Annotated in this window: 19 protein-coding genes; 12 read left to right on the top strand and 7 right to left on the bottom strand. The window is 69.7% G+C overall.

All coding sequences use genetic code 11. From position 1 onward, the window contains the following. Positions 1-84: 84 nt before the first annotated feature. Positions 85-792 (bottom strand): TetR/AcrR family transcriptional regulator, encoded by a 708-nt coding sequence (locus OHN74_RS05500; protein WP_327693404.1) that lies wholly within the window; start codon positions 790-792, stop codon positions 85-87. A 215-nt stretch (positions 793-1007) separates the two neighbouring features. Here OHN74_RS05500 and OHN74_RS05495 point away from each other — a divergent pair, with 215 nt between their 5' ends. Beyond that, on the top strand, positions 1008-3011 hold the full coding sequence (locus OHN74_RS05495; RefSeq protein ID WP_327693403.1) for an alpha-ketoacid dehydrogenase subunit alpha/beta: 2004 nt from the start codon (positions 1008-1010) through the stop codon (positions 3009-3011). 85 nt (positions 3012-3096) lie between these two features. Here the strand turns inward: OHN74_RS05495 and OHN74_RS05490 are convergent, their stop codons facing one another. Continuing rightward, a complete protein-coding gene (locus OHN74_RS05490; RefSeq protein ID WP_327693402.1) occupies positions 3097-4143 on the bottom strand; it encodes a cyclase family protein in 1047 nt (348 codons plus the stop codon). A gap of 160 nt (positions 4144-4303) precedes the next feature. On the opposite strand from OHN74_RS05490, the gene OHN74_RS05485 reads away from it, so the two are divergent. Together OHN74_RS05485 and OHN74_RS05480 are read left to right on the top strand one after the other, a co-directional pair. Next, a complete protein-coding gene (locus tag OHN74_RS05485; RefSeq protein ID WP_327693400.1) occupies positions 4304-4705 on the top strand; it encodes a nuclear transport factor 2 family protein in 402 nt (133 codons plus the stop codon). 36 nt (positions 4706-4741) lie between these two features. After that, a complete protein-coding gene (locus OHN74_RS05480; protein WP_327693399.1) occupies positions 4742-5149 on the top strand; it encodes a nuclear transport factor 2 family protein in 408 nt (135 codons plus the stop codon). 94 nt (positions 5150-5243) lie between these two features. Here OHN74_RS05480 and OHN74_RS05475 read toward each other — a convergent pair whose 3' ends face one another. Continuing rightward, complete coding sequence (locus tag OHN74_RS05475; RefSeq protein ID WP_327693398.1) at positions 5244-6902, bottom strand: flavin-containing monooxygenase; 1659 nt, start codon at positions 6900-6902, stop codon at positions 5244-5246. A gap of 178 nt (positions 6903-7080) precedes the next feature. Between OHN74_RS05475 and OHN74_RS05470 the strand changes: the two genes are divergently transcribed. The 6 genes from OHN74_RS05470 (at position 7081) to OHN74_RS05445 (ending at position 12161) form a co-directional block, all read left to right on the top strand. Further along, positions 7081-7473 carry a carboxymuconolactone decarboxylase family protein gene (locus tag OHN74_RS05470; RefSeq protein ID WP_327693397.1) on the top strand — a complete coding sequence of 131 codons (393 nt, stop codon included), beginning with the start codon at positions 7081-7083 and terminating at the stop codon, positions 7471-7473. A 77-nt stretch (positions 7474-7550) separates the two neighbouring features. After that, positions 7551-8291: an SDR family NAD(P)-dependent oxidoreductase gene (locus OHN74_RS05465; protein WP_327693396.1), complete on the top strand. Its 741-nt coding sequence runs from the start codon at positions 7551-7553 to the stop codon at positions 8289-8291. Between the two features lie 161 nt (positions 8292-8452). Then, positions 8453-9655 (top strand): NAD(P)/FAD-dependent oxidoreductase, encoded by a 1203-nt coding sequence (locus OHN74_RS05460; RefSeq protein WP_327693394.1) that lies wholly within the window; start codon positions 8453-8455, stop codon positions 9653-9655. Between the two features lie 18 nt (positions 9656-9673). After that, the gene (locus tag OHN74_RS05455) at positions 9674-9868 is read left to right on the top strand and encodes a ferredoxin (protein WP_327693392.1); all 195 of its coding nucleotides are present in this window, start codon (positions 9674-9676) and stop codon (positions 9866-9868) included. A gap of 74 nt (positions 9869-9942) precedes the next feature. Then, a complete protein-coding gene (locus tag OHN74_RS05450) occupies positions 9943-11181 on the top strand; it encodes a cytochrome P450 (protein WP_327693390.1) in 1239 nt (412 codons plus the stop codon). A 62-nt stretch (positions 11182-11243) separates the two neighbouring features. After that, a complete protein-coding gene (locus OHN74_RS05445; RefSeq protein ID WP_327693389.1) occupies positions 11244-12161 on the top strand; it encodes an SDR family NAD(P)-dependent oxidoreductase in 918 nt (305 codons plus the stop codon). Between the two features lie 263 nt (positions 12162-12424). Here the strand turns inward: OHN74_RS05445 and OHN74_RS05440 are convergent, their stop codons facing one another. Then, the gene (locus tag OHN74_RS05440) at positions 12425-13885 is read right to left on the bottom strand and encodes an MFS transporter (RefSeq protein ID WP_327693388.1); all 1461 of its coding nucleotides are present in this window, start codon (positions 13883-13885) and stop codon (positions 12425-12427) included. Positions 13886-14235: 350 nt separating this feature from the next. Here OHN74_RS05440 and OHN74_RS05435 point away from each other — a divergent pair, with 350 nt between their 5' ends. Then, positions 14236-14964: a hypothetical protein gene (locus tag OHN74_RS05435; protein WP_327693387.1), complete on the top strand. Its 729-nt coding sequence runs from the start codon at positions 14236-14238 to the stop codon at positions 14962-14964. An 11-nt stretch (positions 14965-14975) separates the two neighbouring features. Beyond that, a complete protein-coding gene (locus OHN74_RS05430) occupies positions 14976-15503 on the top strand; it encodes a SixA phosphatase family protein (protein ID WP_327700000.1) in 528 nt (175 codons plus the stop codon). Positions 15504-15530: 27 nt separating this feature from the next. Here the strand turns inward: OHN74_RS05430 and OHN74_RS05425 are convergent, their stop codons facing one another. Next, complete coding sequence (locus OHN74_RS05425) at positions 15531-17537, bottom strand: amino acid transporter (protein WP_327693386.1); 2007 nt, start codon at positions 17535-17537, stop codon at positions 15531-15533. Positions 17538-17670: 133 nt separating this feature from the next. On the opposite strand from OHN74_RS05425, the gene OHN74_RS05420 reads away from it, so the two are divergent. Then, a complete protein-coding gene (locus OHN74_RS05420) occupies positions 17671-18297 on the top strand; it encodes a YigZ family protein (RefSeq protein ID WP_327693384.1) in 627 nt (208 codons plus the stop codon). Between the two features lie 452 nt (positions 18298-18749). On the opposite strand, the gene OHN74_RS05415 is transcribed toward OHN74_RS05420, so the two are convergent. Continuing rightward, entirely contained in the window at positions 18750-21947 is a 3198-nt protein-coding gene (locus OHN74_RS05415) for an RICIN domain-containing protein (RefSeq protein WP_327693383.1), read from the bottom strand. 84 nt (positions 21948-22031) lie between these two features. After that, on the bottom strand, positions 22032-23789 hold the full coding sequence (locus OHN74_RS05410; protein ID WP_327699999.1) for an amylo-alpha-1,6-glucosidase: 1758 nt from the start codon (positions 23787-23789) through the stop codon (positions 22032-22034). Between the last annotated feature and the right edge of the window lie 68 nt (positions 23790-23857).

Raw genomic sequence — 23857 nt, 5'->3', positions numbered from 1 at the left:
GGTGCGGGACAAGAAGAGGCCCGCGGTGCGTACCGCGGGCCCCCTGTACCGGCTGTACCGGACATGCCGGTTGTGCCGGCGGGCTCAGCTCGCCAGGGCGGCGGGCTGCCACACGGCCTCGGGGTCGAGCGGCAGGTCCGGCCGGTCGCGCTTGAAGGCGGCGGCCTCCTCCTCCACGTCCGGCAGGGCGGCGCCGGGTGCTCCGAATCCCCGCAGCAGGGTGTCGCAGTACTCGCTGGACAGGTACGAGGCGTCCCAGTCGCCGTCCGGCTTCACCCATTGGTAGGTGTGGTTGTGCAGATTCAGGAACTGCAGGGTGGCCAGGTGCGGTTCGACCGCGCGGAAGGTGCCCTGCTCCACGGCCTCCGTGAGCAGCCCCCGGACCAGTTGCTCGAACTCCGCGCGCTGGCCCAGCAGCGTGTCGAGGTAGTCGCCGGTGAGGCTGCGGTAGTCGTGTTCGTAGACCCAGATGTGGTCGAGCCTGCGGAAGATGATCGTCAGCAGCGACTCCGACAGCAGCCGCAGCCGTACCAGCGGGTCCGCGTCGAGGCCCGCGATCTCCCGGGCGCGGGACAGGAGCGGGTCCATCACCCGCGACTGGATCTCGATCAGCAGGTTCTCCTTGGACCCGATGTAGTAGTACAGGGCACCCTTGGCGAGCCCGACCGCACGGCCCAGTTCGTTGATCGAGGTCGCCGCGTAGCCATGACGGGCGAAGAGGGTCGCGGCGGTGTCGATGATCTTCTGGCGTCGGACCTCGTAGTCCGGCCCGTGACCCGGTGGTCGTGGCATGTGGTTCTCCCCGCCTGATGTGTCGACATTTCGACGTGTCGATGGGACATGGCCTCGGGCCCGCGTCCGGACGGCCGGTGGCACATCCGGGGGGAAGCAGGTCCGGGACCTCGTTCTATTGTGCTTGACCAGTTTGCTAGACCAGACGGTACATTAAAAGATGGACTCCGGCGGCGCGGCCTTGTACCGCCCGCGCGATCATTGCGAGGACGCGCATGACGACCGAGGCACCCCACCAGACAACGACCGGTTCCGCCGGTTCCGCGCACGCGGAACAGCTCCTGGAAATGTACCGCCGCATGCGACGCATCCGGCGCTTCGAGGAGCGGGCGTCCGTGCTGTACAAGGCGACGGAGATCCCCGGCTTCCTGCACCTGTCGATCGGTCAGGAGGCCAGTGCGGTGGGCGCCTGCTGGCCGCTGGGCCCCGGCGACGGGATCACCTCCACCCACCGGGGGCACGGCCACGTCCTGGCCAAGGGCCTCGACACGGCGTCCATGATGGCCGAGCTGATGGGCAAGGAGGCCGGGACCTGCCACGGCCGCGGCGGATCGATGCACATCGCCGACCCGGGCCTCGGGATCTACGGCGCCAACGGCATCGTCGGCGCAGGCCTGCCGATCGCCACCGGGGTGGCCACCGCGGCCAAGCTGCGCGCCGCCGGTGATGTGGTCGTGGCGTTCTTCGGGGACGGCGCGGTCGCCCAGGGCATGTTCCACGAGGCAGTCAACCTGGCCGCCGTATGGGATCTGCCCGTGGTCTTCCTGTGCGAGAACAACCACTACTCCGAGTTCTCGCCCGCGTCCGCACAGCACCGCGCCCCGCTCTCCGCCCGCGCCGCCGGGTACGGCATCGACTACGCGCACGTCGACGGCAACGACGTCCTCGCGGTGGCCGGGCTGATGAACGACGTGGTGGAACGCCTGCGCGGCGGCGCGGGGCCCGTCCTCGTCGAGGCCGAGACCTACCGCTGGCACGGCCACTACGAGGGCGACCCCGAGCGCTACCGCAGCGCCGAGGAGGTCGCGGCAGCCAAGGACCGGGACCCGCTGCTGGTCGCCCGCCGGCACCTGACGGCGGCCGGTGTCCCGGCCCAACTGGCCGACGCCGTCGACGAGGAGATCGACAACGAGATCGAGGCGGCCGTGGAGTGGGCGAGGAGCCTGCCCGAACCGGCCCCCGAGACCCTGTACGACTTCGTCTCGGCGCCGCGCTCCACGATCCCCGAGCCGGCCCCCGCCGAAGGTGAGGTCTTCCGCTCCATGGACGCCGTACGTCTCGCGCTGGAGCACGAACTCGCCGCCGATCCCGATGTGTTCCTCGCCGGGATCGACATCGGCGCGGGCGGCAACGTCTTCGGCCTGACCCGTGGCCTGGCGGACGCCTTCCCCGGCCGGGTCCGTGACACCCCGATCAGTGAGAGCGCCATCCTCGGTACGGCGGTCGGGGCGGCCATGGCCGGGATGAAGCCGGTGGTCGAGATCATGTACATGGACTTCATCGGCGTCTGCCTCGACATGCTCCTGAACCAGGCGGCCAAGCTGCGGTTCATGACCGGCGGCCGGGCCTCCATGCCGCTCGTCGTACGCACCCAGTTCGGCGCGGGCCGCTCCTCGGGCAGCCAGCACTCGCAGAGCCTGGAGGCCCTGCTCGCCCACATCCCGGGTCTGACGGTGGTCATGCCGTCCAACCCGGCCGACACATACGGCCTCCTGCGTGCCGCCATCCAGGACCCGAACCCGGTGGTCTTCGTGGAGAACCGGCTCCAGTACGGCCTCAAGGGCCCGCGTCCGCCGGCCGACCACCTGATCCCGCTGGGCAAGGCCAAGGTGATCCGTGAGGGCACCGACATCACCCTGGTCTCCTGGTCGCGGATGGTCCAGGACTGCCTGGCCGCCGCCGACCTGCTCGCCGCCGAGGGGGTGAGCGTGGAGGTGATCGACCTGCGCACGGTCGCCCCGCTGGACCGGGAGACCGTCCTCGCCTCCCTCGCCAAGACCAACCGCCTGGTCATCGCCCACGAGGCCGTACGGGACTTCGGCGTCGGAGCCGAACTGGCAGCGCTCGCCGTGGACGAGGGCTTCTGGCACCTGGACGCTCCGGTGACCCGGGTGGCCCCGCCGCATGTGCCGGCGCCGTACGCGCCCTCGCTGGAGCGGGTGTGGCTGCCGTCGCAGGACACGATCGCCGAGACGCTGCGGCGGATCGCGGCGGTCTGACCGCCAAGGGGAACAAAGGCAAGGGGGACGAAGGGAGGGGGCCCAGGACTCGGTCCTGGGCCCCCTCCCTTTGGCGGTGTCCGTGTCAGACGGTGGCCACCGGAGTCAGGGGGCTGCCTTGCGTTCCCGGGAGGTTCAGCGGGGGTGCGGTGAGGAGGAATCGGGTGCGGTGGTGTTCGCGCAGCCAGGTGGCGAGTTTGTCGAGGTACCACAGTTCGCCGAGGGGGACGCCGAGTTTGAAGAGGCAGAGGTGGTGGATGGGCAGGAGGGAGTGGGGGCCGGTCTCGTTGCCGACGCCGACTCCCTCGACGGCGTAGTTGTCGGCGACGAGGCCGGCGAGCTGGGAGTCGGTGATCCATTGGAGGATCTCGGGGTCGTGGGCGTCGAGGTAGGCGGCGGTCTGATGGATCGCGACCGGGTCGGGGTTCTTGTTCCAGGCGAGGATCTGGGTGGCGAAGCCGGTGTGGAGCAGGACGATGTCGCCGGGTTCGACGGTGACGTTGTCGGCGTCCATGATGGCGCGCAACTGCCGGTAGGTGACCGGCTGGTAGTCGGTGCCGAGGTGGTGGGCGATGTCGATGAGGACGCCGCGTCCCTGGACGCCGTGTTCCGCCATGTGTTCGAGGCCGAGGTGGCGGGCGAAGCCGAGGCTGCCGCTGCCGTCGCCCTTGGCGTCTTCCTGCGGTCCGACGAGGTCGGTGCCGGCGCGGTAGCCGTTGTAGTAGACGGCTTCGGCGATCCCGTCGGCGTCGGCGTCGAACTCGGCGCCCTGGTGGGCGAGGGCGTCCCACTGGGTGGAGTACTGCGGCCAGAGGGTGACCACGTCGTCGGACCAGACGTCGATGAGGTCGGGGGAGAAGTGTTCGCTGGCTTTGATGTTGTAGAAGACGTCCTGGTTGTGCTGGAGGTCTTCGGTGGGGCGCAGGATCGGCGGGTAGCGGCGCTGGTTCATGGCCGAGCCACCGGGATGGTCGAGCGGCAGGCTGAGACTGAAGGCGATGCCGTGCTCGACCTCGCGCACGCCCTGAAGGACCTTCTCCCGGGTGAGCAGGTTGATCCGGCCCAGCTCGTCGTCCTCGCCCCAGTCGCCCCAGGTCGAGCCCGGCGGACGCTGCTTCCAACGCTTCGTCATGACTAACGCCTCCTCACGCGACGGTCCTCGTCGACGGTCGTCGGCATGCTATTTAGATTATACCGGTCGGTCAACAACTGGAACTTGCTTCGTCGAAGCCCTTTTTATTGTCTTGCGTTCAGCAATAGACTCAGTGGTCGAAACATCGACTGTTGGGGAGATGATGAGCGAATCCACACAGGCGTGGGTGGCTGCCGGCGTCCGTTCCGTGATCGGGACGCACACTCGGGCCCAGGACGCCGGACGCACCGACGAGATCGTCGCGCTGTACACACCCGACGGGGTCCTGGAACTGCCGGGCACGGACCCCCTCCAGGGGCACGACGCCCTCCGCGCGGCCTTCAAGGGCTGGGCGCCGGAGAAGCCGCAGCTGCACCTGGTCACCAACACGGTCGTCACCTCCGCCGCCGAGGACGAGGCGACGGCCACGAGTGACGTGGCCTTCCTCCAGCGCGGCGAGTCGGGCTGGGCGGTCCAGGTCGTCGGGCACTACGAGGACGAGCTGACCAGGGTCGACGGCACCTGGCTGCTCCGCCGCAGGAAGACGACGTACCAGGTCTGACCGCGTGTCGCCCCTTCGACTTGACCTTGGAGAGAGATGAGCACCACTTCCGCCGACGCCGAGGCGTCGGTCACCACCGGAGTGCACACCGCCATCGCCGCGTACGCGCAGGCGCTGGACACCGGCCGCAACGCCGAGCTCGCCGAACTGTTCGTGCCCGACGGCGTCGCCGAGATCGCCGGTATCGCGACCTTCGAGGGCCGGGACGCGATCCGCGAGGGCTTCGCGGCCTTCGCGCCGACCCAGCCGCAGCTGCACCTGGTGGCCAACACGGTGGTCACCTCGTACACCGAGGAGGAGGCCACAGCGATCAGTGACCTGGCGTTCTTCCAGCGCGGCGAGTCGGGCTGGGCGGTGCAGCTCGTCGGCCGCTACGACGACACGCTGCGCCACCACGACGGCGCGTGGAAGTTCCAGCGGAGGGTCACGACCTTCCTGCCGTAAGGCGCGGACGCGTCAGCACCTCGCCGTGTCACGGAAAGCCGATGCTCGTGCCACCCGACGGATCGGGTGGCACGAGCATCGGCTTTCCGTGTGCTCAGGCCTCGCTCCTGCGCTCCGTGGCCTTGGAGAAGGTGAGGGCGGGGAAGTCGTTCTGGACCGCCTCGCGGATCAGCTCCTGGAGCCTCCAGCGTCCGCTCGGGTTCAGCAGCTGCTTGACCGGCTTGCCGGGGATGTTGCCTCCGGAGAAGTAGCTGCTCTCCAGGAAGGAGGACATCGTGCTGTTGTTCACGCTGTCCGTCCACTCCTCCTCGGCGGCCTCGGTCACCTCGATGACGTCGTGACCGTGGTCGCGTGCGTGAATCACCGCGTCGGTGACGATCTCCACCTGGTCGCCGGCGTACCGCGGGTTGTTGCCCGTCGCGCCGTGCGGCCCGCCGGGGAAGAAGAAGTTCGGGAAGCCGGCCGTCGCGATCCCGAGGTAGGTGCGCGGGCCGTCCGACCAGTACTCCTTCAGGGGGAGACCCCGACGCCCCTGCACACCGAGCCTGTTGAGGGCGCCGGTGCCGAAGTCGTAGCCCGTCGCCCAGATGATGATGTCGAACTCCTCGACGCCCGCGGCGGTTTCGATCCCGTCCTCGGTGATGCGGGTGATCGGAGTCTCGTTGATGTCGACGAGGGAGACGTTCGGCTTGTTGTACGTCTCGTAGTAGCCGGTCCCGAAGGGGGGCCGCCGTCCGCCGTAGCCGTGGGCCTTGGGGATCAGCTTCTCCGCCGTCTCCGGGTCCTTGACGATGCTGCGGATCTTGTCGGCCATGAACGCGCACCACTCCGCGTTCACGGTCTCGTTCGAGAGCATGTCGTAGTAGTGCTCGGTCAGTTTGGTGAAACCGGGGCCGTTCCACCGCTCCTCGTAGAACGCCTGCCGGTCCTCCGGGCTGTCCTCGAGGCCGGAACGCATGACGATCTGGTGCAGGAACCCGCTCGGGGAAGTGTTCAGGGTGTCGCGGATGGACTCGAAGTTCGCCTTCAGCTCCGCCTGCTCCTCGGGCGTGATCGGCCCGTTGTTGAGCGGTGTGAGCCAGTCGGCGTCCTTCTGGAAGACGGTCAGCCGGTCCACGTCGTCCGCGATCGCGGAGATGATCTGCACACCGCTGGAGCCGGTGCCGATCTGGGCCACCCGCTTGCCGGTGAAGTCGATGGGGGTCTTCGGCCAGCGGCTGGTGTGGTGCTGCGCGCCGCGGAAGTCCTCGCGTCCCGGGACGGCCGGGATGTACGGCACCGAGAGGTTGCCGGTCGCCGCGACGACGAAGCGGGCCCGGACCTCGGTGCCGTCACTGCCCCGCACGGTCCAGACCCCGGACGCCTCGTCGAAGACGGCCGCGGTCACCTTGACGCCGAAGGAGATGTCGCGGCGCAGGTCGAACCGGTCGACGACGTGGTTGAAGTACCGCTCGATCTCCGGCTGGCCCGCGAACTTCTCCGACCACTCCCACTCCTCCCACAGCTCCTTGGAGAAGAGGTAGCCGTAGGTGTAGCTCTCGGAGTCGAAGCGCGCCTCGGGATAGCGGTTCCAGTACCAGGTGCCGCCCACCCCGGTCCCCGCCTCCAGCAGCTTCACCGAGAACCCGGCCTCCCGGGCCCGGTACAGCTGGTAGATGCCGGTGACACCGGCTCCGATGACCAGTACGTCCACCGTGCTGCCCGTGCTGCCTGCGCCGACCTGGTCCGGGCTCGTCTTCGTCGTGTCGCTCATGTGCTCTCCCGCGTGAGCCTTGATTCATATGTCGACCGCTCGGTCGAATATTCAGTGAGGGTAGATGAGAGGGCGGGTCCGGGCAATGGATGTGAATCTCTGTCGAGTCATTGATTGTACCGACCGTCTGATCTAACTTTCGCTGAAGGACGTGAAGCCGCACAACGGGAGTACAGGTATGAGCGACAAGGGTGTCGAAGAGACCGCCGATCTGCGGGCCGCCGGCTGGAAGGCCATGCGCGCCGCCCTGCCGGGTGTGTTCCCCGAGGGCGACGTCGATCTACGGGACGGCCGCCTCGGCGAGGACCTCGTCGACATCGGACTTCTTGGTGTCTGGGGCGGTCTGTGGGGCCGCGAGGGACTGGCTCCCCGTGACCGCAGTCTGGTGACGCTGGGCATCCTCATCGCCCTCGGCGCCGAGACCGAGCTGAAGACACATGTCCGTATCGCCCGGACGAACGGACTGACCGAGGACGAGATCGCCGAGGTCGTCTACCACTCCAGCGGCTACACCGGCTTCCCCCGGGCCGTCGCCGCCCGCACCGCGGCCCGCGAGGCCCTGGAGGGCTGACGGAGCCCTGTATCGCCCCTGTTCGTCGCCGACCGGGCGCGACCCGTCGGCACACCCCCATCACTCAAGGAGTACGCATGACACTGCACGGAAAGGTCGCGGTGGTCACCGGCGGCGCCCGTGGCATCGGCCGGGGAATCGCGACCGTACTCGCCGCCAAGGGGGCCGCGGTCGCCGTCTGGGACCTGAACGCCGAGGGCGCCGAGGAAACCGTCGCCCTGATCGTCAAGGAGGGCGGCACGGCGATCGCGGTGGCCGGTGACGCGGCCGACGCCGAGGCCGTCGCGGCCTCGGCGGCCCGCACCCGGGAGGAACTCGGTCCGGTGGCGATCCTGGTCAACAACGCCGGAACGACCGCCTACGAGCCCTTCACGAGCATCAGCGAGGCCGCCTGGGACCGGATGATCGGGATCAACCTCAAGGGCCCGTTCCTGGTCACCAGGGAGCTGGTGCCCGACATGGTCGAGGCGGGATGGGGCCGGATAGTCAACATCTCGTCCTCGTCCGCACAGACCGGCGCGCCCTCCATGGCGCACTACGCGGCCTCCAAGGGCGGTGTCATCGGCCTCACCCGGGCGCTGGCGGTCGAGTACATAGAGAAGGGGATCACCGTCAACCACGTACCGCCCGGCTTCATCGACACCCCGCTGGTGCGCCAGGGCCCCGTCGACGTCGACGCGGTCGCCGCCATGATGCCGATGAAGCGGGCCGGCACCCCGGAGGACATCGCCCACGCGGTGGCCTATCTGGCCTCCGAAGAGGCGAGCTATGTGACCGGCCAGACGCTCAGCGCGAACGGCGGCCGCTATCTGGCCTGAGCGGCCCGGGCGGAGGGGGCCGTTGGCGACGGATCCTCCGCGCAGGGTTGTTTGTACCGACCGGCAGGTATAACTTTCAGCCAGGCATCGAGCCGCAGCTGCAATGGAGCACGCATGAGCATCGACGACGACGTCAGGAACGGCACCCGTGGGGTGACCGCATGACGGCCCGCGTCCTGGTGGTGGGCGCCTCCGCGGCCGGGCTGTCCACGGTAGAGGCGCTGCGGCGCAAGGGCTTCGCGGGTGGGATCACGGTGCTCGGTGACGAGCCGCATGCCCCGTACGACCGGCCGCCGCTGTCCAAGCAGGTGCTGTCCGGTGCCTGGGAGCCGGCGCGCGCCGCGCTGCGGGCGCAGGAGCAACTGGCCGCGCTGGAAGCCGAGTTCGTGCTGGGTGATCCGGCGGTGGGCCTTGATCCGGTGTCGCGGACGGTGCGTACGGAGTCCGGACGGCAGGTGGACGCCGACGCGGTCGTGATCGCGACGGGTGTGCGGGCGCGGAGGTTCCCGGGGCAGGACGACCTGGCGGGTGTGCATGTGCTGCGCACGCTCGACGACGCGCTGGCGTTGCGCGGCGAGTTGCTGCCGGGCCGCCGGTTGGTGGTCGTCGGCGAGGGCGTGCTGGGATCGGAGATCGCGGCGACGGCACGGACGCTCGGCCTGGAGGTGACGCTGGCGGGCCCGTTGGCGGCGCCGATGGCGTCGCAGGTGGGCCCGGTGGTGTCGGGGGCGCTGGCCGAACTGCACGCCGAGCGCGGAGTGACACTGCGGCTGGGCGAGGGCGTCGTCGGGCTGACCGGCGAGGGCGGCCGGGTGTCCGGGGTGCGGCTGGCCTCGGACGAGGTGCTGCCGGCCGATGCGGTCGTGGTCGCGATCGGTGCGGTGCCGACGACACAGTGGCTGGCGGACAGCGGTCTCGCCCTGGACAACGGCGTGGTGTGTGACGCGCGGTGCCGGGCGGCCGAGGGGATCTACGCGGTGGGTGACGTGGCCCGCTGGCAGCACGAGGGCCTGGGCCGGCTGATCCGGCTGGAGAACCGGACCAACGCCACGGAGCAGGCGATGGCGGTCGCCGGAGTGATCCTGGGCGAGGACCGGCCGTACGCGCCGGTGCCGTACTTCTGGACGGACCAGTTCGACGCCAAGCTCCAGGTCCACGGCTTCCTGCCCGCCGAGGCCGAAGTGGATGTCGTGGAGGGCGACTTGGCGGCCCGCCGGTTCGTCGTCCGCTATCGCGCGGACGGCCGGGTCACCGGCGTCCTCGGCTGGAACATGCCCAAACAGACCCGGCTGCGCCGCCAGGAGGTCGTCGACGCGCTCCAGGCCCCCGTCGAGCTCGCACCCGCACCCGCACCCACCCACTGAAGGTTCAGGAGAGACGCCATGAAGGTTGTTGTCGACGAGGAGAAGTGCGTCGCCGCCGGGCAGTGCGTGTCCGCCGCCATGGACGTGTTCGACCAGCGTGACGAGGACGGCATCGTCGTCCTCCTGGACGAGAACCCGCCCGCCGAACTGGCCGAGGACGTGCGCAACGCCGCCGCGATCTGCCCGGCGCTGGCCATCCGTATCGAGGAATAGACCGAGCGACGGACCGAGGAGGAGATCACTCCCGGTTCCGCGTGCGTTCCGTCGCCACCATTCGAGGAGAATCCATGGCTGAGGCAGAGACCCCGCTCGCCCCCGACGAGCAGGTGTACTTCTATCAGGACGACCGGGACGCCAAGTGCCCCTTCGCACCGCCCCCCGGGCTGCGCGCCCTGCACGACAAGGCCCCGGTCTCCCGGGCCCGAATCTGGGACGGCAGCACCCCGTGGCTGGTCACCGGCCATGCCGCGCAGCGGGCGATCCTGTCCGATCCCCGGGTCAGCTCGAACGACAAGCAGGCCGGGTTCCCCTATCCGAACCGGGCCATGGCGGAGACGGCGCACCACCACCCGCTCACGATCTTCAACGCCGACGGCGCCGACCACACGCGCATCCGCCGCATGATGACCCGCCCGTTCACCCGCCCCCGCATGGAGGCGCTGCGGCCGAGGATCCAGGAGTTCACCGACGAACTCATCGACAAGATGCTCGCGGGCCCCAAACCGGCGAACCTGGTGACCGCGCTGTCACTGCCGCTGCCCTCGCTGATGATCTGCGCACTGCTCGGAGTGCCGTACGAGGACCACGACTTCTTCCAGGAACACGCCTCCTGGGCCACCAGGAGCGACAAGTCGACCGAGCAGCAGGAGTCGGCGAACAGGGCACTGGGCGGCTACCTGGCCGGAGTGCTCCAGAAGAAGATGGAGGACCCGGCCGAGGACGTCCTCTCGGACTTCGCCGCGCGGATCAAGGACGGCGACCTCACCCTTCCCGAGGCCGTCATGCTGTCCATGATCCTGCTGATCGCAGGACACGAGACCAGCGCGAGCATGATCACACTGGGTACCGCCCTGCTGCTGGAGAACCCCGGCCAGCTGGCGGACCTGCGCGGGATCGACGACACCAAGGCCGTGGCGAACGCGGTCGAGGAGATCCTGCGCTATCTGAGCGTTCCGCAGCTCGGGCAGCGCCGGATCGCCGCCGAGGACTTCGAGTTCGAGGGCGTGGAGATCAAGGCGGGCGACGGCATCGTCGTCCCGCTGCCCGCCGGGAACTGGGACCCGGAGGCCTTCCCCGAGCCGGAGAAGCTCGACCTCACCCGCAAGGCGAGCCACCATGTCGCCTTCGGCTGGGGCATCCACCAGTGCCTCGGTCAGCAACTCGCCCGCATCGAGCTCCAGGTCGTCTACGGCACGCTCTTCCGGCGCGTCCCGGCCCTTCGCCTCGCCGTCGACCGTGACGAGCTCGAATTCCGTCCGGCCGACGCGCTCGCCTTCGGTATCAGCGAGTTGCCCGTCACCTGGTAGTCCCCGTGCGGTACGCGGCGGACGGCGACCGTCCCACAACCCCGGCACAACAGGAGTCACCTATGAGCGAGTTCAGCTTCCAAGGACGCGTCGCCGTCGTCACCGGCGCGGGCCGCGGGCTCGGCCGGGCCTACGCCCGTCTGCTGGCGGAGCGGGGCGCGAAGGTCGTCGTCAACGACCTCGGCGGGTCGATGGAGGGCGACGGCTCGGACATCGGCCCCGCGCAGACGGTCGTCGAGGAGATCACCGCCGCGGGCGGCACGGCTGTCGCCGACACCAACGACGTGTCCACGCAGCCCGGTGCCCAGGCGATCATCGACCACGCGATCGAGGACTTCGGCCGTATCGACGTCCTCGTCAACAATGCCGGGATCATCCGGTACGCCGGGCTGCCCGAGATCGACGCGGAGAACCTGGAGCGCCACCTCGCCGTACACCTCGTCGGCTCGTTCAACACGCTGCGGGCCGCCTGGCCGCACTTCGTCGAGCAGGGGTACGGGCGGGCCGTACTGACCACCTCCAGCGGCATGTTCGGACTCGACAACAACCTGTCGTACGCGGCGGCGAAGGCGGGCACGGTCGGCCTGGCCCGCAGCGCCCGGCTGGCCGGCGAGCCGCACAACATCAAGGTCAACCTGATCGCGCCGGCGGCGATGACCCGCATGGGCGGGGGCGAGCAGCCGGACGACGCGCAGCCCGTTCCTGGTGTGCCGCACATGCCGTCGGCGGCGGTGGCGCCGATGGTGGCGTACCTCGCCCACGAGAGCTGCCCGGTCAACGGGGAGATCTACACGGCCGGCGCCGGCCGCTTCGCCCGCCTGTTCATCGCCTCGACCGAGGGGTACGTCCACCAGGACGGTCCGGCGACCGTCGAGGACGTCGCGGCGAACTGGGACAGCATCAACGACGAGAAGGACTACTACGTGCCGTCCGACCTGATGGCGTGGTCCGGCTCCTTCCTCAAGCACCAGTTCGGCTAGAGCGAACGTCGTCCCGCTGCCTCACACTCACAGGCGCGCGGCGGCAAGCCGGTGGCCGTGGGCCCGATCCACCGCCGTCCCCCGACATTCCGTCGAGGGACCGCCGGGGATCGGGCCCAGTGCTGTGCTGTGCTGTGCGGCACGGCACGGCGTGCCGGTGCCTTCTGCCCCCTCGCGGACGAAACCGCGCGACGCGGGACGGCCCCGCCGCTCGGGTGAAGCGGCGGGGCCGTCCCGCGTACCGTGTGCCGTCGACCGAGAGGTCAGACGGCCGCCTGGCCGGCCTGGACCTCGTCGAGGCGCTTGCTCCTGGGGATCAGGGAGACGAGCAGCGTGCCCACGGCGCAGCAACCCACGACGAGCCAGAGCCCGTTGGTGAAGCCCTCGTCGAGATAGAACTGGGTGCCCTGCAGGATCGCCCCGTGCTGGGCCATCACGACGAACGCCAGCTGGGACACGATGATCTGCGCGACGCCCTGACCGAGGGTCTGGGCCCCGTTGGCCAGCGCCTGTTCCTCGGGGGTGACCACCTCGATGATCATGATGGGTGCGATGGCCATGACCATGCCCGTGCCGGTCCCCGCGATGATGCCCATCCCCACGATCTGCGGGGCGCTGTGGTGCAGTTGGGTGCCGATGCCGTAGCCGAGGACGGTGAGTGCCGAGCCGGCGCCGAGAAGGATCCGCGCGTCCATGCGGCGGGCGAGGAAGCCGGTGCTGACCGCCGCCACGATGATCATGAGGCTGATGGGGCTGGTGACGATGGCGTTGTGGGTACCGGACCAGCCCAGGCCTTCGGAGACGTTGGGGATCTTCGGCATCAGTATCAGCATCTGGATGACGACGCCGACGGCGCTGAGCGAACCGGCTGCGATGGAGGTGGCCAGCAGGACGGTCCACACCGAGCGACGCCGGGTCATGGCCGGCGGGAACAGGGGCTCGGCGACACGGCGTTCGACGATGATGAAGGCGATCAGCGCGATCAGTGCCCCGGCGGTCCAGGTCGCGAACTCGCCGCTGTCCCAGCCCCAGTGCGAGCCCTGGCCGACGGCGTAGACGAGCGCCGTGATGCCGCCGCCGAGGAGGATGCCGCCGAGCCAGTCCATCCGGCCGCCCGCCGCGCGGATCGGGCTCTCGGGCACGAAGGCCGCGACCAGCACGAAGCTTGCCGCGGTGCTGATGGCCATGAACCACAGGACGCCGCGGAAGCCGTAGTCGTCCAGGAGCCAGCCGGACAGGAACGGCCCGCCGAAGGCGACGAGGCCGACGCCGCCGGCGAGGATGCCGCTGGCGAGTCCGACCCAGCGGCGGGGAAACACGTCGCGCGTGATCGCGTACGCCAGCGGGGCGGTGGCCGCGTAGATGCCCGCGATGCCGCGCCCGATGAGCAGGGTGCGGTAGTCGGTGGCGAGCGCGGCGATCAGGTCGCCGACGAAGCCCAGCCCGGTGGCGACGAGCAGCACCTTCTTCTTGCCGAAGAGTGCCGCGGCCTTGACCGCGAACGGCAGGAAGAAGGTCCCTGTCAGGAGCGTCATCAGGGTGAACCAGGCGATCTCGGTCGTCCGGAAGTGGATCGCGACCTCGGCCTGCGCGATGCCGGACAACGCGGCCATGAGCGCGACCAACTGGACGGTCCACACGAGCGCGACGACGACGAGGGCGTTGCGCCGGGTGGAGAGGGGTCTCTCGCCTTCCTGCGGGGCGGTGGTCTGTGTCTGGGTCATGGGCGGCCTTCCAAGGGTGAGCGGGGGTGGGGAAGGGGAGATGCGGCGCGTGCCCGTCTGCGACTCCGGTGCACCTGCCGCGTAAAGTAGACCTAACGGTCGGTACAATCAATAAGCTGCGCGTAAAGCCGCTGAGCCACCGTTTTCCGTCCCGCTCACCGGGACTGCGGCGCCTGACAACGCGGACGCGCAACGCGCCCCTGCAGGGGACTGGAAAGCTGTGCGACCATCCCCCCGCGGGCCGTGGGTCGCACGAACCGCCGCAAAGGGCCCGCGAGGAACAGTGCGCGAACACCACCGCCCCGAGCCGAATCGACCCCCCGACCCGGCGGAGCGTTACGCTCGGCACCGTGCTTCGCATCTACGACGCCCGAACCTCCGAGTCCGTAGTCGCCGCCCCGGCCCGTCGGGCCCTGACCCGTGTCGAGGCGCATGCCCCAGGCTTCGACACCACCGCCCTCCGTGTCCTCCTGGTCGCCGATGTCCTCGCCCGCGCCCTGGAAATCGGCGGCACCCCCGTGTGGGCCGTGCTGGCCGGTGAGGAACAGGTGGCCGAACTCCGGGCGGGCGCCGCGGCTCTCGGCATCCGGCCCTTCGAGGACCGGCGTGACGTCGGACCGGAGTTCGCGGGGGCCCAGCTGATCCACGTGGTGAGCCGGGGTGACGGTGAGACGGGCGGCCTCCGGATCGACGTCGCCCCGGTCGACTCCGCCGACGCGGAGGGTGCCCCCGGCGACATCGACCCCGCCACCCTCCGCCTCGCCCTCCTCGCCCACCCTCGCTCCGAACCCGTCCATCTGACCCCGGCCGCGCTGGCCGACGCGGGGAGCGCGCTCGCGCACTGGCGCCGGTCGGTCGCCGGCTGGGCGGTGCAGCCGTCCCGTCCGGTGCCCGAGGGGGTACGCCAGGAACTGCGCGCCGCCTGGGAGGACGACCTGGATCTGCCCGCCGTACTGGACGTCCTGCGCCGCGTCGAGACCCTCGACGGGCTGGCGGACGGGGCCCGCTTCGAGACGTACGCCTACGCCGACCGCATTCTCGGCCTCGAACTCACCCGAGAGATCGGGTCGTTGAGGTGACCGACCACGGCATGGGCCCGCTGCGCCGTCTGGTCGTCCTGCGGCACGCCAAGTCGGCCTGGCCGATGGGTGTCGACGACCACGACCGCCCTCTCGGGCCGCGCGGCCTGCGGGACGCTCCCGCAGCCGGACGCGTGCTCGCCGAGGCCGACTGCCTGCCGGACCTCGTCCTGTGTTCCACCGCCGAACGCGCCCGCCGGACCTGGGAGTTGGCGGCGGCCGAGTGGGACACCCCGCCGCAGGTCCGGCACGATCCGAGGCTGTACGGGGCCGACGTACCGGAGTTGCTGGCCGTCGTACGCGAAGTCCCGCTTGCCGTCGGGACGTTGCTGCTGGTCGGGCACAACCCCGGCCTGGGGGAACTGGTGCTGGAGCTGGCCGGGGAAGCGCTCGACGACGCGCTGGACGACGTTCGGACGAAGTTCCCGACCTCCGCGATCGCCGTCCTGGCCTGGCGCGGCGAGGACTGGCAGGGCCTCGCGCCCGGCACGGCCCTGCTCACGGACATGATCGTGCCGCGCGGGACGAAGACCCCTTGACCCGAAGCCGATCCTGTCCGGTCCGGGTCAGCCCACGTGCACGCGTGGGCGGCGGTCCAGGTCCGGTTCGGCGCGCCGGAGCACCTCGCGGGTGACCGGGGCGACCTCGCCATGGCCGAAGATCAGGAAGCGGACCAGGTGGCTGAAGGGGTTGCCCTCGGTCCAGTTGAAATAGGCGTGCGGGACCTGGCCGGTGCGGTCGCGCAGTTGCATCAGCACCGCCGCGATGGTGTTCGGCACGGTCGCGCCCTCCACGCGCAGGCGGCGAGCGCCGTGCTTCTCGTCGCCGCGCACGGCGAGATCGGCCGTGAAGTCGGAGGAGTCCCGCACGAACACCTCCAGGAACAGCACGGGACGGCCGTCCGGGATGTGGGTCTGCTCGCGCTGGCTGTACTCCTTGGCGCGGTACTCCCGGGTGCTGTGCTCCTGGGGCTCGTTCGCGATCAGGAGAAGCGGACCGCCGGCCGCGGCCTCGTCGATGATCCGGGCCGCCGTATCGTCGAACGTCACTTCCGCGGCCCGCAGTTCGAAGGCGCGGCGCACCCGGGACGCGAACGACGTGACGAGGATCGCCAGGATGAAGATCATCGCGATCTTGATGCCGTCGGGTCGCTCGATCACGTTCGTGACCAGGGTGTAGGCGAACACCACGGTGATCGCGCCGAAGCCGATCGTGGCCGCCCGATGACCGCGCTTGTGCACGGCGACCGCCGACGCGAAGGACGCGGACAGCATCAGCACCAGCACACCGGTCGCGTACGCGCCGCTCTGGTCGTCGACGTTCGCGTTGAACCAGAGCGTGATGAACACGGCCGCCGCCATGAACACCAGCACCAACGGCCGTACGGCACGCGTCCATTCGGGCGCCATGCCGTAGCGCGGCAGATAGCGCGGTACGAGGTTCAGCAGTCCGGCGAGTGCGGAGGCGCCCGCGAACCAGAGGATCGCGATCGTCGACACGTCGTAGACCGTGCCGAAGGCCTCGCCGAGGTGTTCGTGCGCGAGATAGGCGAGTGCGCGCCCGTTCGCCGGGCCGCCGCTCTCGAAGGCGGACTGCGGGATCAGGATCGTCGTCGCCAGACTGGACAGCAGCAGGAAGCAGCTCATGATCACGGCCGCCGTGGTGAGCAGCTTGCGGGTCTCCCGGATCCGGCCTTCGGGCCGCTCGTGCGTGTCCGTCCCGTCCCCCTTGACCTGCGGCATCACTGCCACGCCGGTCTCGAAGCCGGACATGCCCAGCGCCAGCTTCGGGAAGACGAGCAGCGCCACCCCGATCATCGCGATCGGCGACGAGTGCTCCGCGGTCATCGCGTCGGTCCAGTCGCCGATCCTGACGGGGTGGCTGAACACCTCCCAGGCGGAGACGGCGAGGACGACCACGTTGAGGGTGAGATAGGCACCCACGAGCACCACGGCGATGCCGATGGCCTCCTTGAAGCCCTTCAGGAACACCGCGCCCAGCCCGAGGACCAGGACGAGAGTGATCCAGACGTTCCCGTTGTGCATCCAGTGCGGGGCGAAAGGATTCTCCACGACATGCGCGGAGGCGTCCGCCGCCGACAGAGTGATCGTGATCATGAAGTCCGTGGCCGCGAAACCGAGCAGCACGAGCACGAAGATCTTCCCCGACCACCAGGGCAGCAACCGCTCCAGCATGGCGATCGACCCCTCGCCGTGCGGACTCTCCCGCGCGACCCGGCGGTAGACCGGCAGCGCGCCCAGCAGCGTCAGTGCGATCAGTACGAGCGTGGCGAGCGGTGAGAGAAGGCCGGCCGCGAGGGCGGCGATGCCCGGCTGGTAGCCGAGCGTCGAGAAGTAGTCGACGCCGGTCAGGCACATGACCCGCCACCACCGGTGGCCCCGATGGTCCTCGGCCGGAGTGGCGTGCGGCCCCGGATGCCGGGCCGACTGCTCGCTGAGCCCTTCCAGAAGCCAGGCCCGCCAGCGGGGCGCGGGCCGCACGGACACCGTCGCGGAAGGACTCGGCCCTGCGGGCCCGGCATTGTCCTTGCCATCCACCTCGACGCCGGTCATGCGATGATCTCCTTGGGGTCTTCTTTGTCTGCCGTTTACTTCTTTGTTTACTTCTCTATGCATTAAGCATGGCCTGCGGCCTTTGGCAACGAGGAGTGAGTATCCACCACGTCGGCGCCCGTAGGGTGGCCGGATGCCGGACGAGTACCGCACAGTGACCCGCGCGGGTGTGCACGAGACCGAGGTCAACCGCTCCCGCTTCCTGTGTGCCCTCGCCCCCGCGGCCACCGAACAGGAAGCGCAGGAGTTCGTCGCCGCCGTCCGCAAGGAGCACGCCGACGCCACCCACAACTGCTTCGCGTACGTCATCGGCGCCGACGCCTCCGTACAGAGGGCGAGCGACGACGGCGAGCCGGGCGGCACCGCCGGAGTCCCCATGCTCCAGATGCTGCTGCGCCGCGACATGAGGTACGTCGTCGCCGTCGTCACCCGCTACTACGGCGGCGTCAAACTGGGCGCGGGGGGCCTCATCCGGGCCTACGGGGGAGCGGTCGGCGAAGCCCTCGACGTGCTCGGCACCCGCACCCGCCGCCGCTTCCGGCTGGCCACGGTGACCGTCGACCACCAGCGGGCCGGAAAGGTCCAGAACGACCTGCGGTCCACCGGCCGCGAGGTGCGCGAGGTGCGCTACGGCGAGGCCGTCACGATCGAGATCGGGCTGCCGGACACCGATGTGGAGGCGTTCCGGGCATGGCTGGCGGACGCGACGGCGGGGACGGCCGGGTTCGAACTCGGGGGAGAGGCGTACGGGGACGCATAGCGCCGCGATGCCCTCGGGGGCCGTACATCGGGCCGATACGGGAGTGACCACTCGTGATGTCGGACAGACCGTCGAAGGGTGCGCGGTGGCGTCGGTGCCGGGGTTGCCGGAGGCGCGGGAAGCGGCCTCCCGCGAGGGGTGGAGGGAGTGCGGGAGGCCGCCTGATGGCCGGACGCGCCGGCGTCCCACTCCTCCGCCACCGCGTGGTACTGATCGCCCGTCTTCGCTGCCGTGACGACGGGCAGCGGCGCGGCGCGGCGCCGCGCCTTCAGGCCTGGGCTACGCGTGAAAACACCAACTATGGCAACGACACGTCACGACGCTCCGTCGCCACCGAATGTGAAACAGGGGCGAACGTCCTACAGTCCCGCGGGCACGAAGGGCGTCGTCGGCCCGCCGGACAGTGCCGGCGGGCCGACGACGCCCGGTCAGATGATGTTCGTGTCGGTGGTTCAGTCCTTTCCGGCGAGCCGCCAGATCTGGTTCTTCTTGGTGGTCAGCGTGGATCCCGTGTCACAGGTCCATTGGTGGACGAGGGCGCCGGGGGAGGTGGAGATGGTGCTGACGTCGACGCACTTGCCGCTGTTCACGGAGACGAGCTGGTAGTCGTGGCTGTTGCCCAGGGCGGTGACCGCGTTCAGCGTGAACCGCTGGTTGGTGCCGCCGTGGCAGGTCCACTGCTGGACGACGCCCCCGTTGGCCGTGGAGAAGGCCGAGATGTCCAGGCACTTGCCGCTGGAGTGGTTGACGACGGTGTACGTGTCCGTCGCGCCGCTGACGGGGTGGAAGTCGAAGCGCTGCTCCTGACCGGTGCCGCAGGTGTTCTGCTGGAGCTGGGTGCCGTTCGCCGTGGACTGGCCGGGGTTTTCGAGGCAGAACCCGCTGTGCTGGGCGACGGCCGTGGAGGAGAAGCCGGTCGAGGCGCCGATGTGGAGGTTCTGCGGGGCGAAGGAGACCTGGTCGAGGTGCGGGGCGGAGCTGGACCGCATGGGCTGGCCGATGTCGCTGCCGCCGCCCGAGTAGACCAGGCCGATGGTGGTGCCGTCGTGGTTGTAGAGCTGGGAGGCGGTGAACTTCACCGTGTTCGCGCCCGCGGCGAGGGTGACGGGAACCGTGTAGTTGTTGAACTGGTTCCAGTGCAGGGTGCTGGCGAAGTTGACGCGGGTGGCGGTGCCGCCGTTGACGCTGACGTCGGCGTGCTCGGCGTACAGGTCGGGGTTGTAGTGGTTGGAGGGCAGTTCCTCGGCGTTGGAGTAGCGCATGGTCATGGCGTACGTGCCTGCCGTGGGCGCGTTGACGTTGAGGGTGAGGGAGTTGGCGGTTCCGTTTCCGATGCCGGTGACGACGCCCGTGCCGTTGGCCTGGGTGTAGGTGGTGTCGGCGGCGGCGGTGCCGGTGAGGGTGCCGTTCTCGGCCTGGTAGGTGACGACGTTTCCGGTGGTGACGGCGTCGGTGGCGGTGAACGGGGTGACGGCCAGGCGGTCCAGAGCGAGGGTGCCGCCGGCGCCGGTCACCTTGACCTTGTTGATGCCGGAGCTGAGGTAGACCCGGTTGGCGGAGGTGGTCCAGGCGTCCGGGGTGGCCCCGGAGAGGGTCTGGTCGTTGACGGGCCTGCCGTTGACGGTGAGGTCGGCCTGGCCGGTGTTGCGGAAGCGGGCGGTCAGGTCGGCGTAGCCGTCGCGGGCGGAGTAGACCCAGAAGGTGGCGGACTTGCCGTTGGTGAGGTTGACCGCGCCGGCGCCGGACTGGCCCTGGGAGGTGTAGGCGGCGGTGCCGCTGTCGGAGAGGTTGGCCTGCTCGGCCTCGTAGAGCGTGGTGCCCTGGACGGCGGTGTCCTTGTGACGCAGATCGATCTTGTCGATGATCGCGTCGCCGACGGTGGCCGCGCTGTTGTCGCCGGTGGTGGCCAGGGTGACGGTGTGGCTGCCGGCGGTGAGGTGCACGGTGGTCTCGCTGTGGCCCCATACGACCCACTGGAAGCCGACCGGGACGTCGATCCTGGTCGAGGCGCCGCCGTCGACCCGGGCGTAGATGTTCGTCGGACCCCTGACGTCGGAGTCCTTGGCGTAGCTGTTGCCGAACACCGACAGGTCGTAGTCGCCGGTGGTGGGAACCGAGACGGGGAAGGAGATCACCGTGGAGGAACCGGTGCGCAGGCCGCCGACGTTCTTGCCGCCCGAGGTGGCGAACTTGCCGACGTCACCGGTGGCGCTGCCCTCGGTGTTGATGCTGTAGCCGCTGCCGCTGAGGGTGGCGTTCTCGGCCTCGTAACTGGCCGACCAGGTGTTGTCGGAGGCGGTGGCGCTACCGGTGCCCCCGGGGGAGACGATCACCTGGTATGCGGACATGGCGTCGAGCGTGATGGGAAGGGTGACCGAACCGTCGGAGCCCACGCTCACGTCGGCGTCCGAGAGCCGGGTCGGGGTGCCCGCCGCGCCGATGTAGCCGCTGTAGCGGTCCTGGAACACGCTCACGTGGACGGTGGAGCCGAAGACCGAGGAGTCGATGTTCTTGATGACGGTGTTGGAGGCGCCGCTGGTACCGCCGCCGGCGAGGATGACACGGGCCTGCTTCTTGGCCGTGTCCAGGCTGGCGAGACCTTGAAGGGTGTAGGCGTCGTTGTTCGAGGCGCCGGTGACCTTGACGGTGTTCCCGCTCATGGAGCTGTACCAGTTGTAGAGCCACCACTGGGCGTTGGGGGTGTTCTGGGCGGCGGCGGAGTCGCCGAGGTTGCCGTTGATGTTCCAGTACGGCAGGTTGCCGTCGACCTTCTCGTCCTCGATGGCCGCGATCCACTGCACCATCTGGCCGGGGTCGGTCAGATGGAACCGGTGGGCGTACTCGTTGAGGTTGACGGTGATCGGGGAGGTGATCCCGGCAGCGGCCTCCGCGGTCCGGTAGGCGTCGACGGTGGTGCGGACTTCGGCCGGGCTGCCCAGGGTGTGCCAGGTCACCACGTCGGGAAGGCAGTTGTTCGCCTTGCAGTACGTGAGGAATCCGCTGAAGGCGGAGCCGGAGTAGCTGGAGGTGTTGGGGCCCGCCAGCCGGGCCGCGGGCCAGATGCCCTTGATGAAGTCGTGGGTCTGCTTCCACTCGGCGTTGAAGGCGGCCAGCTTCGACGAGTTGGTGCGCAGGTCGTTGAACCAGTTGAGGTCGGGTTCGTTGTACGGGACGAAGACGATGTGGCCGGCGTAGGGGCTGGCCATCGCCTGCTCGACCTGGGTCCTGATGGTCTGCTGGTAGGCCGCGTAGCTGGCGCGCTCGTAGGCCGCGCGGTACACGTCCGTCATGTAGATCATGATGTCGCCGCCGCCGCTGTCCACGAAGGGCTTGGCGATCTCCAGGGCGTCCGAGCCGGGGTGCTGCTGTCCGTCCTGGTACTTGGTGTTGGTGGTCTTCAGACCCATGCCCTCGATGAGGTTGTTCGTCGGTACGTCCGGGCCGTAGAGGCCGTAGAGGGCTCCGGAGGCACCGCCGCGGAAGGCTCCGGTGGTGGTGCCGAGGTCGACGGTGAGGGTGGGGGTGGCAGCGGCTGCCGGGGAGGCCATCACGGTGGTGGCGCCCGCTATGACGGTGAGCGAGAGCAGTGACTTGGAGATGCCGTGGAGGAGGCGTCTGGCGGTCGAGCGTCTTTGCCCGATTGCTGGCATGTGCTTACGTCCCTTCAGGGAAGCGGCTGTTCGGTGCTGTGCCGGCCCCCGTGCCGGACGACTGGGCGGGTTGTCGCGCGTCCGTCAGACGACGGTGCTGTCGGCTGCGGTGTCCGCGCGGCGGAGGTGGTCGTGGGCGAGCAGCAGATAGCTGCTGGCGGTCCAGGTGTAGGCGCGGTCGCGCAGCCCTTCGCCGGTCAGGGCGTCGAAGTTCTCGGCGAAGCCGGAGGTCTCGCACAGGGCGCGATAGCGGGCGCTGATCTCGTCGGCGAGGCGTTCGTGCCCGGCACGGCGCAGGCCGTCCTCGATGAGGACGGTGGCGGGGGCCCAGATCGGACCGCGCCAGTAGCCGTCGGGCTCGTAGTGCGGGGAGTCTGGGTGTTCGGTCGCCAGGCCGAACGCGGTGAGGTGGGTGTCGATCCGTTCGGCCAGCCGGTCGCGGACCTTGTCCGGCAGGCGGTCGCCGAGCACGATCGGCATCAGGTCGAGCAGACTGGCGCTCCGGGTGAGTGCTCCGCCCTGGGGCGGACGGCTCAGGAACCGTTCGCCGTCCCACAATTCGCGCAGCAGGGCGGTCTGGAGGGCGTCGGCTGTCTCGGTGCGGCGGCGGGCGTCGTCCGGGAATCCCAGTTCGCCCGCCAGCAGGGCCAGTTCGTCGAGCTGGAGGATCAGCATCGCGGCGAGATCGGCGGTGACGGCGAGGCGCCCCGGATCGAAGGTGGTGGCGTTGTCCCAGCCGCTGTCGTTGCCGTGCTGGTAGTGCGGCAGAGTGGCGCCGGGGGCGCGCCGTGCGGTCAGCCAGAAGTCGGTCCAGCGGGTCAGTCTGCGATACGCGTCCGCCAGTTGCACCGGGGTGAGCGGCTCGGAGAGACGTCGGCGCAGATGGCCCAAGGCCCACCCGTGGATGGGCGGTTTGACGAAGTTGTAGAGGACCTCCGAGTGGGTGACGGAGTCGGGCAGGGCGCCGCTGTCGTCCTGGTGGTCGAAAGGCAACGAGAACTGGTCCCAGGCCAGTTCCGGGTGCCCCGGGGCCAGAGCGAGGGCGTTGAAGCAGTGGTCCCAGCTCCACACCTTGTCCATCCAGTGCTTGGACATCAGCACCGCGGGCCGGGTGACCAGTCCTGCCGGGCGCACGGTCGCCGACCACACCACATAGGCGGCGAGTTCGGCTGCCGGCGTGCCGGCGGCACGCCAGGGGGCGACCGTGTCGGCGAACTCGGCGAACGACCGCCGCGCGGCCTCCATGACCTCGCCGAACGCCGACGTCGAGCGGAAGGGCGCCCGCGCGCTGTCGAGTTCCTCGACCGCGATCTCCCACGGTGCGTCGGCTCCCGCAGTGACGGTGAGTCCGCGGTCGCTGCTGCCCAGCGACTGATCACCGGACACCTCGGCGACCGTGCCGGACAGCACGGTGATCCGGTAGCGGCGCCCGGTCTCGTAGGAGGTGAACGTGTGGGCGTCGTCCACCGGGTCGCGGTAGAAGTAGGTGCCGCTGAAGGGCGTGAGGGCTTCGGCCGCGGCGGCGACGCGCAGGCCCAGCCCTTCACCACGCATCCGTACGGTGTCCGGCGACTCGTAGGTGAGGTCGACGCGTCCGTCCGCACCGATCCAGCTGAGCAGCCCGGCTGTCGCCCGGACGTCGGTCTCCGCACGTTCGCCCGTCGCCGCGTCGAGGGGGACGAGGCGCAGGACGGCGTGCATGCCGTTCTGGTGCGAGACGAGGTGGAGGTCCTCGGCGCGGGTCTTCTCCGCGAGCACGGGGGAGATGCCGAACCAGGAGCCGTGCGCGCTGAAGGGTATGTCGTGAATGGAGAAGGCCGGGCCGGACGGTGCGGCGGTCATGGAGGCGGCACTCATTTCTTGAGCGGAGGGGGGCGGCGGCTCATGAAGAGCACGGCGGATGTGCCGGG

This window comes from Streptomyces sp. NBC_00459 (assembly GCF_036013955.1).
In the GTDB taxonomy this organism is placed as follows: Bacteria; Actinomycetota; Actinomycetes; order Streptomycetales; family Streptomycetaceae; genus Streptomyces.
Note: the sequence above shows the minus strand (reverse complement) of the source record. Positions and strands in the feature narration are given on the sequence as shown.